11 protein-coding genes are annotated in these 14413 nt (G+C 73.4%); 4 read left to right on the top strand and 7 right to left on the bottom strand.

The genetic code is table 11. The annotated features are described in order from the left end of the window. Positions 1-52 precede the first annotated feature (52 nt). Positions 53-1282 (top strand): MFS transporter, encoded by a 1230-nt coding sequence (locus EIO00_RS18495; protein ID WP_140180666.1) that lies wholly within the window; start codon positions 53-55, stop codon positions 1280-1282. 49 nt (positions 1283-1331) lie between these two features. Here EIO00_RS18495 and pdxR read toward each other — a convergent pair whose 3' ends face one another. Then, a complete protein-coding gene (gene pdxR, locus EIO00_RS18500) occupies positions 1332-2738 on the bottom strand; it encodes a MocR-like pyridoxine biosynthesis transcription factor PdxR (RefSeq protein WP_140180668.1) in 1407 nt (468 codons plus the stop codon). A 140-nt stretch (positions 2739-2878) separates the two neighbouring features. Here pdxR and EIO00_RS18505 point away from each other — a divergent pair, with 140 nt between their 5' ends. The 3 genes from EIO00_RS18505 to EIO00_RS18515 all read left to right on the top strand — a co-directional run bounded on the left by EIO00_RS18505 (position 2879) and on the right by EIO00_RS18515 (position 7820). Further along, positions 2879-4519 carry a fumarate hydratase gene (locus EIO00_RS18505; protein WP_140180670.1) on the top strand — a complete coding sequence of 547 codons (1641 nt, stop codon included), beginning with the start codon at positions 2879-2881 and terminating at the stop codon, positions 4517-4519. Between the two features lie 477 nt (positions 4520-4996). Next, entirely contained in the window at positions 4997-6250 is a 1254-nt protein-coding gene (locus EIO00_RS18510; protein ID WP_140180672.1) for a serine/threonine-protein kinase, read from the top strand. Between the two features lie 79 nt (positions 6251-6329). Next, positions 6330-7820: a class II fumarate hydratase gene (locus EIO00_RS18515; RefSeq protein ID WP_140180674.1), complete on the top strand. Its 1491-nt coding sequence runs from the start codon at positions 6330-6332 to the stop codon at positions 7818-7820. A 57-nt stretch (positions 7821-7877) separates the two neighbouring features. Here EIO00_RS18515 and EIO00_RS25365 read toward each other — a convergent pair whose 3' ends face one another. From EIO00_RS25365 to EIO00_RS18545, 6 genes are all read right to left on the bottom strand, one after another. Then, the gene (locus EIO00_RS25365) at positions 7878-8438 is read right to left on the bottom strand and encodes an aggregation-promoting factor C-terminal-like domain-containing protein (protein ID WP_241661453.1); all 561 of its coding nucleotides are present in this window, start codon (positions 8436-8438) and stop codon (positions 7878-7880) included. Positions 8439-8613: 175 nt separating this feature from the next. Then, the gene (locus EIO00_RS18525; protein WP_140180676.1) at positions 8614-9225 is read right to left on the bottom strand and encodes an aggregation-promoting factor C-terminal-like domain-containing protein; all 612 of its coding nucleotides are present in this window, start codon (positions 9223-9225) and stop codon (positions 8614-8616) included. Positions 9226-9929: 704 nt separating this feature from the next. Further along, positions 9930-11258: a PhoH family protein gene (locus EIO00_RS18530; RefSeq protein WP_140180678.1), complete on the bottom strand. Its 1329-nt coding sequence runs from the start codon at positions 11256-11258 to the stop codon at positions 9930-9932. Positions 11259-11522: 264 nt separating this feature from the next. Beyond that, positions 11523-12338 (bottom strand): isoprenyl transferase, encoded by an 816-nt coding sequence (locus EIO00_RS18535; protein WP_140180680.1) that lies wholly within the window; start codon positions 12336-12338, stop codon positions 11523-11525. A 213-nt stretch (positions 12339-12551) separates the two neighbouring features. After that, the gene (locus EIO00_RS18540) at positions 12552-13073 is read right to left on the bottom strand and encodes a hypothetical protein (protein ID WP_140180682.1); all 522 of its coding nucleotides are present in this window, start codon (positions 13071-13073) and stop codon (positions 12552-12554) included. A 100-nt stretch (positions 13074-13173) separates the two neighbouring features. Next, positions 13174-14358, bottom strand: coding sequence for a C40 family peptidase (locus EIO00_RS18545; protein WP_140180684.1), 1185 nt, complete (start codon positions 14356-14358; stop codon positions 13174-13176). Positions 14359-14413: the final 55 nt, after the last annotated feature.

Raw genomic sequence — 14413 nt, forward strand, 5'->3', positions numbered from 1 at the left:
GCCCTACGCTGACGTGAATCTTCTTCACGTTGACCCTGTCGCGGGGGCGCCCATGACCGTTCGGGACCGTCGGGCCGTTCGGGACCGTCAGGCGCGGCTGGCGGCGTACGCGGCGTTCGCCGTGCAGGGCCTGTGCTTCGCGACGCTGGTGACCCGGGTGCCGCGGGTGCAGGACGCGCACGGCATGAGCGACGGGGCGCTGGCGCTGGTGCTGCTGCTCGTGCCGCTGATCGCCGGGGCGGGCAGCGTGGCGGCGGGCGCGCTGTTCGCCCGCCGGGGCAGCGCGCCGGTGCTGCGGGCGGCGCAGCCGACGGTGTGCCTGGCGGTGGTGCTGTTCGGCCTGACCGGCGGCGGGATCCCCGTCCTGTGCGCGGCGGTGGCGCTGTTCGGCCTGAGCGTGGGCGCGGTGGACGCGGCGATGAACGCCCAGGCGGTGGCGGTCGAGCGCCGGTACGGCGTCAGCCTGCTCACCGGCTTCTACGCGGTGTGGAGCGTGGCCGGGATCGGCGGCGGACTGTGGGCGGCGCTGGCCAACCGGCTGGAGCTGTCGCTGGCGACGGGGTTCCTCCTCCCGGCCGCGGTCGGCACGGCGATCTCGCTGGCCACCGGCCCCCGGCTGCTCCGCAGGGCCGAGGAGGGCACCGGCCCGTCCGCCGAGGAGATGCGGGCGGCGGCTCTGCGGGTGCCCTGGCGTCCGGTGCTGGTGGTCGGCGCGGGACTGGGCGTGTTCTATCTGACCGACGCGGCCATCGCCAACTACAGCACGAAATACCTGGAGGACGAGCTGGGCGCGGGCGGGACGGTCGGCCCGCTCGGCTATGTGGCCTACCAGGTGGCGATGGTGGCCAGCCGGGCGGCGGCCGATCTGGGCGTGCGGCGCTGCGGCGGCGTCGCCGTGGTCCGGGCCGGCGGACTCGTCGGGCTGGCGGGGATGCTCGGCGTGGTGGCCGCCCCGGCCGCCCCCGTCGCCGTCGCGGCGTTCGCGGTGGCGGGGCTGGGGCTGGCGGTGGTGGCCCCGGTGGCGTTCTCGGCGGCGGGGCGGGTCGACCCGACCGGCCTGGGGGTGGCGGTGGCCCGGCTGAACGTCTTCAACTACGTGGGGTTCGTGCTGGGCGCGGCGATCGTGGGGGCGATCGCGCCGCTCGGCGCGGACGACGGGCTGCGCCTGGCGTTCACCGCGCCCGCCCTGCTGGTCGCGGTGATCGTGCTGACGGCGGGGGGCTTCCGGACGCAACCGGACGCCGCCCGGGCCGCCCCGGCGGCCGGTCGAGCGACCGGTTGAGCGACCGGCCCAGCGGCCGGTCGACGGGGCGCCGCCGGCGACGACGCGCTCACCCGCCCGTCGTCTCCTCGACCACCTGCCCCAGCACCTCCACCGCGGCCGTCAGACGGGCCTCGTTGGCGCGCCCGTAGCCGATGACCAGGGCGGGAGGGGCGGGGCGGGACCACATCGGCGCCGCCCCCTGGAGGACCACGCCGCGTTCGGCGGCCTTGGCGATCACCGTGGCCTCGTCGCAGCCGGGGGGCAGCTCCACGTACACGTGCAGCCCCGCCGCCACCCCCTGCACCCGCGCCCGGGGCAGCCGGCGGTGCAGCGCCTCCACCAGGGCGTCCCGCCGGGCGCGGTAGCGACGCCGCAGCGCCCGCAGATGCCGGTCATAAGAGCCGGTCGCCAGCAGATGGGCCAGCGCGTGCTGTTCCAGCAGCGGCCCGGCGATGTCGGTGTCGGTCCGGTGCCGGCGCAGCCGCCGCGCCAGCCGGTCCGGGGCGACCGCCCAGCCCAACCGGAGCGCCGGGGCCAGCGACTTGCTCACCGACCCGGCCAGCACCACCCGGTCGGGGTCCAGGCCCTGCAGGCAGCCCACCGGCTCCCGGTCGTAGCGGAACTCGGCGTCGTAGTCGTCCTCGATCACCAGGCCGTCCACCGACCGGGCCCACTCGATCAGCTCGGCGCGCCGCTTCGGCGCCAGCACCACCCCGGTCGGGAACTGGTGCGCCGGGGTGATCAGCACCGCGCGGGCCGGGGAGGCGGCCAGCGCCGCCACGTCGATGCCCGCCGAGTCCACCCTGATCCGCACCGGCTCCAGCCCGCCCGCCCGCAGCCAGGGGATCTGCCGGTGCCCGGCCGGGTCCTCGACCGCCAGCACGGTGTGCCCGTCGGCGGCCAGCAGCCGGACCAGCGTGGACACCACGTGCGCCACCCCGTTCATCACCACGATCCGCTCCGGGGCGGCGTGCGCCGCCCGCACCCGGCCCAGATATCCGGCCAGCTCGGCGCGCAGCTCGGCGGCCCCGCCCGGATCCGGGTACGACAGCGCCTCGCTCGGCAGCGTGCGCAGCGCGGTGCGGAGCGCCGACGCCCACAGCTCACGGGGGAACGCCGCCAGGTCCGGTCCGGGGCGCAGGTCGATCGGGCTCGGTCCGGAGCCCAGCTCGCTGGCGGGCTCCTCGTGCCGCCACACCGGCGCGGAGCGCAGCGGCTCGTCCGGACGGGCCAGCGGCGCCACCCGGGTGCCGTCGCCGCGCCGTGCCACCAGGAATCCCTCGGCCACCAGCTGCTCGTAGGCCGCCACCACCACGCCGCGCGAGACCTCCAGGTCGCGGGCCAGGTCGCGGCTGGAGGGCAACCGGGTGCCGGCGGTCAGCCGGCCCTCCCGGACGGCGGCGCGCAGCCCGGCGGCGATCTGTGCCGACAGCCGTCCCGCCGTGCGGTCCAAAGGCAGGTACAGATCCGTCACGGGGCCCTCCAAGGCCGATGATCACGACCAGGGTGGCATGCGCGCGAGCCGCTCCACCAGCCGAGCCCCGCGTCCGGGCCGCTTCGGGGCGTCGTAATCTGAGTGCGGCCCCCTGCCCCTGGCGACGCGAGGAACGTGAGATGCCTGAGTTCTCCTACACCGACCTGTTGCCGCTCGGTCCAGACGAGACCGAGTACCGGTTGCTCACCGCCGACGGCGTGTCCGTGCTCGAGGCGGGAGGCCGTACGTTCCTGCAGGTCGAGCCGGAGGCGCTGCGGCTGTTGTCGGAGACGGCGTTCCGCGACATCTCCCACCTGCTGCGGCCCTCGCACCTGGCCCAGCTCCGCAAGATCCTCGACGACCCCGAGGCCTCCCCCAACGACCGGTTCGTGGCGCTGGACCTGCTCAAGAACGCCTGCATCGCCGCCGGCGGAGTGCTGCCGATGTGCCAGGACACCGGCACCGCCATCGTGATGGGCAAGCGCGGCCAGCACGTGCTCACCGACGGCCGCGACGAGGAGCACCTCTCGCGCGGGGTGTACGACGCCTACACCAAGCTCAACCTGCGCTACTCCCAGATGGCCCCGCTGACCATGTGGGAGGAGAAGAACACCGGCAACAACCTGCCCGCGCAGATCGAGCTGTACGCCACCGACGGGGACGCCTACAAGTTCCTGTTCATGGCCAAGGGCGGCGGCAGCGCCAACAAGTCGTTCCTCTACCAGGAGACCAAGGCGGTCTTGAACCCCAAGCGGATGATGGCGTTCCTGGAGGAGAAGATCCGCTCCCTGGGCACCGCCGCCTGCCCGCCCTACCACCTGGCGATCGTGGTGGGCGGCACCAGCGCCGAGTACGCCCTCAAGACCGCCAAGTACGCCTCGGCCCGCTACCTGGACACGCTGCCGACCTCCGGCTCCATGACCGGCCACGGGTTCCGGGACCTGGAGCTGGAGGAGGAGGTGCTGGAGCTGACCCGGCGGCTGGGGATCGGCGCGCAGTTCGGCGGCAAGTACTTCTGCCACGACGTGCGGGTGATCCGGCTGCCCCGGCACGGCGCGTCCTGCCCGGTGGCCATCGCGGTGTCCTGCAGCGCCGACCGGCAGGCCGTCGCCAAGATCACCCGTGAGGGGATCTTCCTGGAGCGGCTGGAGACCGACCCGGCCCGTTTCCTGCCCGACACCACCGACGAGGAGCTGGGCGGCGACGTGGTGCGGATCGACCTCAACCGGCCGATGGAGGAGATCCGCGCCGAGCTGTCCAAGTACCCGGTCAAGACCCGGCTGTCGCTGACCGGGCCGCTGGTGGTGGCCCGCGACATCGCGCACGCCAAGATCAAGGAGCGGCTGGACGCCGGCGAGCCGATGCCGCAGTACCTGCGCGACCACGCCGTCTACTACGCCGGTCCGGCCAAGACCCCCGAGGGCTACGCCAGCGGCTCCTTCGGCCCCACCACCGCGGGCCGGATGGACTCCTATGTGGAGCAGTTCCAGGCGGCCGGCGGCTCGCTGGTGATGCTGGCCAAGGGCAACCGCTCCCGGCAGGTCACCGAGGCCTGCAAGAAGCACGGCGGCTTCTACCTGGGCTCCATCGGCGGCCCGGCCGCCCGGCTGGCCCAGGACTGCATCAAGAAGGTCGAGGTCCTGGAGTATCCGGAGCTGGGCATGGAGGCGGTCTGGAAGATCGAGGTGGAGGACTTCCCCGCCTTCATCGTGGTGGACGACAAGGGCAACGACTTCTTCGCCGACACCACCGGGCCGCTGCTGACCATCGGCCGGCGCTGAGCCCGGCGCGTCGTCCCCGTCCCGGAACGGGCGGAGGGCCGCCGCCGGCCGTCCCGCGGCGGTCCCCTCACCGCGGGGAGGCGCGGGACGGCGTTCCTCCCGGCGGCCTCGGCAGGCGCTTGCAAGGCGCCGCGGCTCGGGAGGACGGCGGGAGAACTCCGGGGACGGTCCGGAGACGTCTCGAGCGGCGCCCGCGGGAGCCCCTGACGCCGGCCCCGGAAGGCGCCGTGAAGGCGCTCGGCGACCGGACGCGACGGCGTCCGGTCGCCGTCGTCTTCTCCGGCCCCGGCCGCCGGACGCGCCCGCCGCCCCATCGCGAGCGCGCCTTGCGAGCGGTCCTTCCGCAACGGCGCCTTTCGGAGCCCGTACCGTTCCGTGACGAACCCTTCACCCAAGAATCGGATAAGGGTGAATAATTCGGTACACCTCCGGCGATCCCGCCGTGCCGCATGAACCCACTCCGGTATCTTTTCCGCCATGTCTCAGTCTGAGCGCCTCGTGCTGGCGACGCGCTATCGGCTGATCTCCGAAATCGGCCAGGGTGCCAATGGCACGGTGTGGCGGGGGCACGACGACCTCCTCGACCGCGCGGTGGCGATCAAAGAACTGAGACTGCCGGAGGACCTCAGCGAAGAAGAGCGGGTGATCTTCTACCGCCGGACCCTCCGCGAGGCCCGCGCCCCGGCCCAGCTGCGCACCCCCTCGATCGTCGAGGTCTACGACGTGGTGATCGAGCAGGGCCGGCCGTGGATCGTGATGGAGCTGATCGAGGCTCCCAGCCTGGAACAGATCATCGAACGGGAGGGCCCGCTGCCGCCCGAGCGGGTCGCCCACATCGGCCGCCAGCTGCTGGACGCGCTGGCGGTGGCCCACCGCTCGGGGATCATCCACCGCGACCTCAAGCCGTCCAACGTGCTGCTGGACGGGGACCGGGTGGTCCTCACCGACTTCGGGCTGGCCTTCTCCTCGAGCGCGACCAGCCTGACCAAGACGGGGCATTTCATGGGCTCCCCGGCGTACGTGGCCCCGGAGGTCGCCGCCGGCGAGCGGCCCACCCCGCAGGCGGACCTGTGGTCGCTGGGCGCCACCCTGTACGCCGCGCTGGAGGGGCATCCGCCGTTCGAGCGCGGCAACGTGATGGCCACGCTCAGCGCGCTGGCCAACGAGGACCCGCCGCCCGCGCAGAACGCCGGGCCGCTGGCCCCGGTGCTCGACGGGCTGCTGCAGAAGAACCCGGTGCGGCGGCTCAGCCACGCCCGCGCGGTGGACCGTCTGGAGCGCGCCATGTCGGCGCCCCGCACGGCGCGCCGCCAGGCCACCCCCCGGTACCGGCTGGCGGTGGTGGCGGGGCTGGTCGCCGCGACGGTGGCGTCCTGCGGCGTGGGCGTGGGGGCGCTGATCGTCGGGATGACCCGGGAGAGCCCCGGGCAGGCGGTGGCCGACGACGGGCGCGGCACCGCCTCCGAACCCGCCACCGCCCCGCCCGCCGCCGCGCTCAACCCGCTGGTGATCCGGGCGGTCGGCGACACCTGCCGGATCTTCGTCGCCGAGGCCGGATCGCTCAACCTGGAGTTCCGCGGCACGATGGCGCGCGGCGAGGAGCGGGTCTTCGACAAGCCCCGGCTGTCGGCGGTGATCTACGACAGCGCCGCCTGCGAGGTGTGGGTCAACGGCCGCAAGCAGCCGATGGGCGCCCCCGGCACGCGGAAGGACTACTTGATCGAGAAATGACCCGCCGCCCGGGAATGTCGACGCCACGGGCAAGGCTGCACCCTGACGGAAGGGTGTCCAGGGACCGGAGGTGCCGACGATGACCGAGCAGGGCTACCGGGTCGAGCGGGACTCGATGGGCGAGGTGCGCGTCCCCGCCGCGGCCAAGTGGCGGGCGCAGACCCAGCGGGCGGTGGAGAACTTCCCGATCTCCGGGCGCGGACTCGAGTCGGCGCAGATCGTCGCGCTGGCCCGGATCAAGGCGGCGGCCGCCGCGGTCAACGCCGAGCTGGGCGTGCTGGAGCCGGACATGGCGGAGGCGATCCGGGAGGCGGCCGNGATCAAGGCGGCGGCCGCCGCGGTCAACGCCGAGCTGGGCGTGCTGGAGCCGGACATGGCGGAGGCGATCCGGGAGGCGGCCGAGGAGATCGCGGCGGGCCGCTGGCACGACCAGTTCCCGGTCGATGTGTTCCAGACCGGATCGGGCACCTCGTCCAACATGAACGCCAACGAGGTGATCGCCACGTTGGCGACCGAGCGGCTGGGCCGCCCGGTGCACCCCAACGACCATGTGAACGCCTCCCAGTCCTCCAACGACGTCTTCCCCTCCTCCATCCACATCGCGGCGACCGAGGCCGTGGTGGGCGAGCTGATCCCCGCGCTGCGGCGTCTGACGGCGTCGCTGGAGCGCAAGGCCGCCGACTTCGCCCATGTGGTCAAGGCCGGCCGCACCCACTTGATGGACGCCACCCCGGTCACGCTCGGCCAGGAGTTCGGCGGTTACGCGGCGCAGATGCGGTACGGGGTGGAGCGGCTGGAGGCGGTGCTGCCGCGGCTGGCGGAGCTGCCGCTGGGCGGGACCGCGGTGGGCACCGGGATCAACACCCCGCCCGGGTTCGCCGCCAAGGTGATCGCGAGGATCGCCGCCGAGACCGGGCTGCCGCTGACCGAGGCCCGCGACCACTTCGAGGCGCAGGGGGCCCGGGACGCGCTGGTGGAGACCAGCGGGGCGCTGCGCACCATCGCGGTCGGGCTCAACAAGATCGCCAACGACCTGCGGTGGATGGGGTCGGGGCCGACCGCCGGGCTGGCCGAGATCCGGCTGCCGGACCTGCAGCCGGGCTCCTCGATCATGCCCGGCAAGGTCAACCCGGTGATCTGCGAGGCGGTGCTCCAGGTGGTCGCGCAGGTGGTGGGCAACGACGCGGCGGTGGCGTTCGGCGGGGCGGCCGGCAACTTCGAGCTGAACGTGATGCTGCCGATGATGGCCCGCAACATCCTGGAGTCCATCCGGCTGCTGGCCGGCGCCTCCCGGCTGCTGGCCGACCGGTGCGTGGACGGCATCGACGCCGACGTGGAACGCTGCCGCGTCTACGCCGAGTCCTCGCCGTCGATCGTCACCCCGCTCAACCGGTATCTGGGGTACGAGGAGGCCGCCGCCGTCGCCAAGCAGGCGCTGGCGGAGCGCAAGACGATCCGGCAGGTGGTGCTGGAGCGCGGTCACGTCGAGCAGGGAAAGATCACCCTGGAGGAGCTCGACGCCGCCCTCGACGTGCTGGCGATGACCGGCCGGCCGGCGCCCGGCCGCTGAGCCGTGCTCCGCAGGCCCCGGAAGAACGCCGGCGGCCTGCGGCGAAGAGGCTGCGGATCAGTACCAGCCCTTCTTTTTGAAATGCTTCCAGGCCCGGCACGGAGTGCCGTATCGCCGAGCGATATAGCGCAGGCCCCAGATGATCTGGGTGCGCGGATTGGTCTCCCAGTCGTCGCCGGCGTCGGCCATCTTGGTCGGGGGCAGCGCCTGCGGAATGCCGTACGCGCCCGAGTGCGGATTCCTGCTCAAGTGATTCCAGCCGCTCTCGCGGGTCCACAGCCGGTCCAGACAGCGGAGCTGGCGCGGCTCGGGCCAGTTCCGCTCGGCCAGCGTCAGGCCGAGCATCCGGTTCTCCTCGGCCACCTCGTCGTGGTGGCCGCCGTCGCGGTGGTCGCGGCCCGGACGCCGGACCGGCCGGCGCGCGACCGGGCGGTGCGCCGCCAGGCGGCGCGCCGACGGCCGCACCGACGGCCGCCCGGCCTTGTGGAGGCGGTGGGCGACCCGGTCGCGTCCGGGACGGTCGGCGGTCTTCCCGACGGCGTGGGCGTCGGCCGCCGGCAGCGGGCCGAAGGCGACCGCCAACGCCGTCAGCACGGTTCCGGTGCGTTTTCTTCGCATGCTGCATTCACCGTCGCGTCGTCGTGGCACGTCAGGAACGTGCGACGACGGCGAACCGCTGAATCGTCGCGGCGGAAAATCTCTGCCGCCGTTTTACCGACCTTTCGACGGCGTCATGCGTTCGGCCCGCGGAAAGGACGGGCGGCCGTCCTTTCCGCGGGCCGAGGGAGCGGGATCAGTACCAGCCGACGCGCTGGGAGTGCGCCCACGCCGCGCACGGAGTGCCGTAGCGGTCCTTGATGTAGCCCAGGCCCCATTTGATCTGGGTGCGCGGGTTGGTCCGCCAGTCGGCGCCGGCGCTGGCCATCTTGGAGCCGGGCAGCGCCTGCGGAATGCCGTACGCACCGCTGGTCGGGTTCTGCGCGGTGGTCCGCCAGCCGCTCTCCTTGTCCCACAGCTTCACCAGGCAGCCGAACTGGGTGTCGGGGTCGAACCCGAAGCTCGGCAGCATCGCCTTGGCGATCTGCTGCGCCTCGCCGACCGGGACGGGGTTCCCGGCGTACGCCTCGGGGGTCGCGGTCGGCGTGGGAGTGGGCGTGCGGCCCTTGAGTTCCAACACCGGCCGCCTGCGGGCGTCCTTGCGGGCGGCCTCGTCGGCCCGCCGCAGATCCAGCAGCCGCTGCTGCTCCGCCAGCTGCCGGGGATCGGGCTGCCTGGGCGCCTCGGCCGGCGGCGTCGGCTTGACGGTGGCGGTCTCCCCGCCGCCGGACGTCGCGAAGGCCGCGACGGCGCCCGCGCCGACCAGCGCGACGGCGGCTCCGGCCACCGCCGCGATCCGCAGCGGCATGCGCCCTGCGCGGCTCTTGCGGTCACGGCCGGTCCCGGGCGCCGGCGACCGCGACGTCTCGGTCCGCTGCGCCTGCTGCGCGTCCCGGTCGGTCTCGCCGAACGAGGCGCCGGCGACCCGAACGTCCCCGGGAGAGGGCGGGGGCGCGAACGTCCGCCGTCCCGGCCCCGCCGGGCCGGTCCGCGGTTCCCATTCCTCGTTGCGATCGTCTCGCCTACCAGGGGACCCAGATCGGTCTCCGTACAAGGCGGCCCTTCCGACGGTCGCACGCGCATGGGCACGCGTACGAAGGCGTCCACCTCCTGGCCGCGGACCGTGGCGATCATCTCCTCGGGCCCGGCCCGGAGCGGTGCCCCGGCGCGCGGCCGGGCGGGGACCGTCGGCCGGTCCGCACCGCTCGGAGGTGCTTACGGCCGCACACAATGCCTGAGGTCAGGGGGTGGTTCGCAACCAAAACGCAACATTTGAGACGGCTGCCCGTGATGTCAACTCGACGACCCTGACCCCGGAACGCCCCATAGAGCTGGGATTTAGGGAATTTGCCACGTCTTGTGTGAGCTTTGCCACAGCATGACGGAACGACGTCGCACCGTCGCGTTCGGCATCGGCCCGCGCCCCGGCGCGGCCCCGGCGAACGGCCTCGGAGCCGCCCGCGGGGGCGGCTCCGAGGCGGACGCGCCGGCCGGCCGGGACCGGCCTCCTCGTCAGAGTCCGACGTCGCCGAGCAGATCGGTCACCAAAGCGGCGATCGGGGACCGCTCCGAGCGGGTCAGCGTCACATGCGCGAACAGCGGATGCCCCTTGAGCCGCTCCACCACGGCGGCCACCCCGTCGTGCCGGCCGACCCGCAGGTTGTCGCGCTGCGCCACGTCGTGGGTCAGCACCACCCGCGACCCGGTGCCGATCCGCGACAGCACGGTCAGCAGCACCCCGCGCTCCAGCGACTGGGCCTCGTCGACGATCACGAACGCGTCGTGCAGGGACCGGCCGCGGATGTGGGTGAGGGGCAGGACCTCGAGCATGTCGCGGTCCAAAACCTCCTCGATGACCTCCGGGGCGGTCACCGCCGACAGGGTGTCGTAGACCGCCTGCGCCCAGGGCGACATCTTCTCGCCCTCGGAGCCGGGCAGATAGCCCAGCTCCTGGCCGCCGACCGCGTACAGCGGGCGGAACACCACCACCTTGCGGTGCCGGCGGCGCTCCAGCACCGCCTCCAGGCCCGCGCACAACGCCAGCGCCGACTTGCCGGTGCCGGCCCGGCCGCCCAGCGACACGATGCCGATGTCCTCGTCCATCAGCAGGTCGAGGGCGATGCGCTGCTCGGCGGACCGGCCGCGCAGCCCGAACACCTCACGGTCGCCGCGCACCAGCCGCACCGACTTGTCCGGCTGCACCCGGCCCAGCGCCGAGCTGCGCTCCGACAGCAGCCGCAGCCCGGTGTGGCAGGGCAGCTCGCGGGCCGCCTCCAGCTCCAGCGTCCCGACCTCGTACAGCTCCTCGATCTGGGCGGCGGTCGCCTCCAGCTCGCGCATGCCGGTCCAGCCGGACTCCACCACCATCTCGGCCCGGTACTCCTCGGCGGTCAACCCCACCGCCGAGGCCTTCACCCGCAGCGGCAGATCCTTGGAGACCAGCACGACGTCCCTGCCCTCGCGCGCCAGCCAGGCCGCCACCGACAGGATGCGGGTGTCGTTGTCGCCGAGCCGGAACCCGTCCGGGAGCACCCCGGGATCGGCGTGGTTGAGCTCGACGCGCAACGAGCCGCCCTGGTCGCCGAGCGGAACGGCCTCGTCGAGACGGCCGTGCTCCACCCGCAGGTCGTCCAGCAGGCGCAGCGCCTGACGGGCGAAGTAGCCCAGCTCCGGGTGGTGCCGCTTGGCCTCGAGCTCGGTGATGACGACGATCGGAAGCACGACCTCATGCTCGGCGAACCGGGTCATCGCCCCCGGGTCGGCGAGCAGGACACTGGTGTCGAGGACGTAGGTACGCCGCTGGGGCTGCTGAATCTGACGGCGCCGGGAGGTTGTGGCCACTGGCTCTCCTTCGGGCCCCGCCACCGGATGCGGCGACGCGCGTCCGTGGACGGGCATCCCTTGGTGTGGTGTGGGGGCGTCCCCCAGGTCGGCTTCTGCAGCGGAGGGTCGTCCCTCCATGCCTCCCGTCCGCCGCGCGCCCGCCGGGTCGTCCGCGACGCGCCGTCGGCCGAGCCGGAGCGGGACGGCCGCGACGTGCGGGAGGGGGCGCCCCGTCCCGGCCCGCTCGCCCGCGGCGGGCAGGGCCGCCCTCCGCAGAGCGGGTCAGGAGCCGAAGCGCCGGTGCCGCGCGGCGTAGGAGCGCAGCGCCCGCAGGAAGTCGACCTTGCGGAAGTCCGGCCAGTGAACCTCGCAGAAGTAGAACTCCGAGTGGGCGCTCTGCCAGAGCAGGAAGCCGGAAAGCCGCTGCTCCCCCGAGGTGCGGATGACCAGGTCGGGGTCGGGTTGGCCGCGCGTGTAGAGATGCTCAGCGATGTGCTCCGCGTCGAGGATCTCGGCGAGCTCCTCGATGCTGGTGCCCTTACCCGCCTGCTCCAGGAGCAGGGAGCGCACCGCATCAGCGATCTCACGCCTTCCTCCATACCCAACCGCGACGTTCACAATCAGCCCCGGGCGGTCGGATGTGGCTTCCTCGGCGTCCTTGAGCACACGCGCGGTCGAGTCGGGCAGCAGGTCCATCGCCCCGACCGGCTTGACGTGCCAGCCGTCGGCGGCCAGCTTGGCCACCGTGTTCTCGATGATCTCCAGCAGCGGGTTCAGCTCCTTGGCGGGGCGGTTGAGGTTGTCGGTGGACAGCATCCACAGCGTGACCACCTCGACCCGCGCCTCGGTGCACCACTGGAGCAGCTCGCTGATCTTGTCTGCGCCGCGACGGTGGCCGGTGCTCACATCGCTCAGGCCCATGGAGCGCGCCCATCGGCGGTTGCCGTCCAGGATCACGCCGACATGGCGGGGCACCTTGTCGGTGGGCAGCGAGGACTCCAGACGGCGTTCATAGATCCGGTAAATGGAATCGCGCAGCGCGGCGTACGCCGGGCTGCGCCTGATCGCCGCGGTCAGCCTTCCTCGCCGAACCGCCATGGGCTTACCTCCGCGAGCGTCCCCCGTCGAAACGACGCCTCATTATGGCCCGTTTTGCGAGCGGAGAGGCGATCTCCGGCAATCTTCGGCAATCTCGCCCGCCGCCTCCGCACCGCTCCGCCCCCCGCCGGGGCGCGGGCTCGTCGCGGGCGTCGGGCCGTCGGACTCGCCTCGTTCAACGACGGCGACGCGGCATTGGTCACGGCGGGGCCGTCACACCTTGGGGCCGGCCGCCCGGGCCCGCTCCACATGGCGCAGCGCCTCCCGCAGCTCGCTCAGCCACGCGTCGGCGTGCTGCCCCACCAGCCGCACGCACCAGGCCAGCGCATCGCTGCGGCTGCGCGCCACCCCGGCCTCCACCAGGGTGTCCAGCACCCGCCGCTCGGGTTGGCGCAGCCGGGTCATCACCGGGACCGAGAGATTGGTGAACATCTCCCGCCGGCCGCCGCACTCGACCCCCCAGGAGACCTTGTGCCCGAACCGGTGCTCGGCCTCCCGCGCGATCGCGATGCGCCGCTCCCGGGTCTCCTCCCGGAACCGCGCGATGTGCCCGGCCAGCGCGGAGTCCCGCTCGACGTCCGAGACGCCCTCGGGCAGCTCGGGCGGGGTCAGCCGCCCCACCACGCTGGCCTCCTCCCGGTCCACCACGACCTCCGGCGGACCCTCGAACCAGTCCTCCGGCAGCCGCCCGGTGAACCAGCCGCGCAGCTTCTCCTCTATTTCACTTGCACTCATGTAATCAGTATTACAAGACAATGGGGCAAAGGCCAGCCGGGCCGGAAGGACGCGGGAAGGGCGGGAACGCGCGGAGCGCGCGACGGGAGGGACCGGGAGGCTACAGTCCCGAGGCCGCCAGGCGGGCGGCCAGACGGGGGTTGACCCGGACGGCGCCCTTGAGGTTGCGGGTGTAGACCCGCTGGACCTGCACGACGGTGCCCCGGCGAGGCGCGGCGATCATCTTGCCGTCGCCGATGTACAGGGCGATGTGGGAGATGTAGCCCGGGGCGGTCGGGTCGTTGGCCCAGATCAGCATGTCGCCGGGACGGGCCTTGGAGTAGGGGATGATCCAGCCGGCGCGGGCCTGGTCGGCGGCCACGCGCGGCAGCCGGATGCCGGCCTGGGCGAAGGCGTACTGCATCAGGCCCGAGCAGTCGTACCCGCCCTCGACCTCGGACTCGCCGCCCCACACGTACGGCCAGCCGAGACGGCTGTAGGCGGCCCGGATCACGATCCGGACCTGCTCGGCGGTCATGACCTCGCCCTTGGCGGCGGGCACCTGCCCGCCGGGCGCCGGGATGTCGAGCTCGGGGCTGACCTCGACGGTCTTGGCCCCCTTGGGCAGCTTCTTGCGCAATGCCTTGGCGATCGCGCCGGCGTTGCGCTTGGAGGCGCTGACCAGCAGCGCGTTCCCGGTGGGAACGCCCAGGGCGCGCGCGACGCTGCGGGAGACGACCGCGTCGACGTCGGACAGGCCCATGGTGGCGTAGGCGCCGACGCGCAGCTGCGACTGACGGGTCCGGCCGCCGACCGGGATCTGGCTGCCGAGCGTGACGCCCCCGTCGTTGCCCATCGTGAAGGAGATGGCGATGTCGCCGCCGGCGATGTTGCGCCACAGCGCATCGGACTCGGCGGTGGGCTTGGGGGTGAACGCCCGGAACGTGGAGGGCTCCACCCCGAGCAGGCCGACGCGCTTGCCGCCGACCATGGCCTGGGCGGCGTCCACGACCTCCACCCGCTTGACGCCCTTGGTCGTGCGGACCCGTTCGACGACCTGGGGCGGGAGGGTGGTGGGCGCGGCGATCAGCAGATGCGGGGTGACCCGGCCGCGCAGCGGCGCCACCTGGACCGCGGCGGCGTCGGTCCCGGTGGACGCGGCGACGTAGCGCTGAACGCCGACGGGCCGCTCGGCCCGATCGTCGGCCTGCCGCCAGGAGACGAGGACCGCCCCGTCCACGGCGAGGGTCGTCACGATGCCCACACCGATGACCGTCGGCAGCACGCGGCGGCTCGGCTTAGGCACGGCACCACTCCCTCATCGCGCCCCCCTTGCCAGGGCTCTGCTCCCCCACCGGCGC

It is taken from the genome of Thermomonospora catenispora, from assembly GCF_006363815.1.
In the GTDB taxonomy this organism is placed as follows: Bacteria; Actinomycetota; Actinomycetes; order Streptosporangiales; family Streptosporangiaceae; genus Thermomonospora; species Thermomonospora catenispora.

Bases quoted from the DNA above. Each gene is read 5' to 3' on its own strand.
- EIO00_RS18510 (WP_140180672.1), top strand. From the start codon at position 4,997: ATGTCTCAGTCTGAGCGCCTCGTGCTGGCGACGCGCTATCGGCTGATC.
- EIO00_RS18495 (WP_140180666.1), top strand. From the start codon at position 53: ATGACCGTTCGGGACCGTCGGGCCGTTCGGGACCGTCAGGCGCGGCTG.
- EIO00_RS25365 (WP_241661453.1), bottom strand. From the start codon at position 8,438: ATGCGAAGAAAACGCACCGGAACCGTGCTGACGGCGTTGGCGGTCGCC.
- EIO00_RS18540 (WP_140180682.1), bottom strand. From the start codon at position 13,073: ATGAGTGCAAGTGAAATAGAGGAGAAGCTGCGCGGCTGGTTCACCGGG.
- EIO00_RS18525 (WP_140180676.1), bottom strand. From the start codon at position 9,225: ATGCCGCTGCGGATCGCGGCGGTGGCCGGAGCCGCCGTCGCGCTGGTC.
- EIO00_RS18535 (WP_140180680.1), bottom strand. From the start codon at position 12,338: ATGGCGGTTCGGCGAGGAAGGCTGACCGCGGCGATCAGGCGCAGCCCG.
- EIO00_RS18505 (WP_140180670.1), top strand. From the start codon at position 2,879: ATGCCTGAGTTCTCCTACACCGACCTGTTGCCGCTCGGTCCAGACGAG.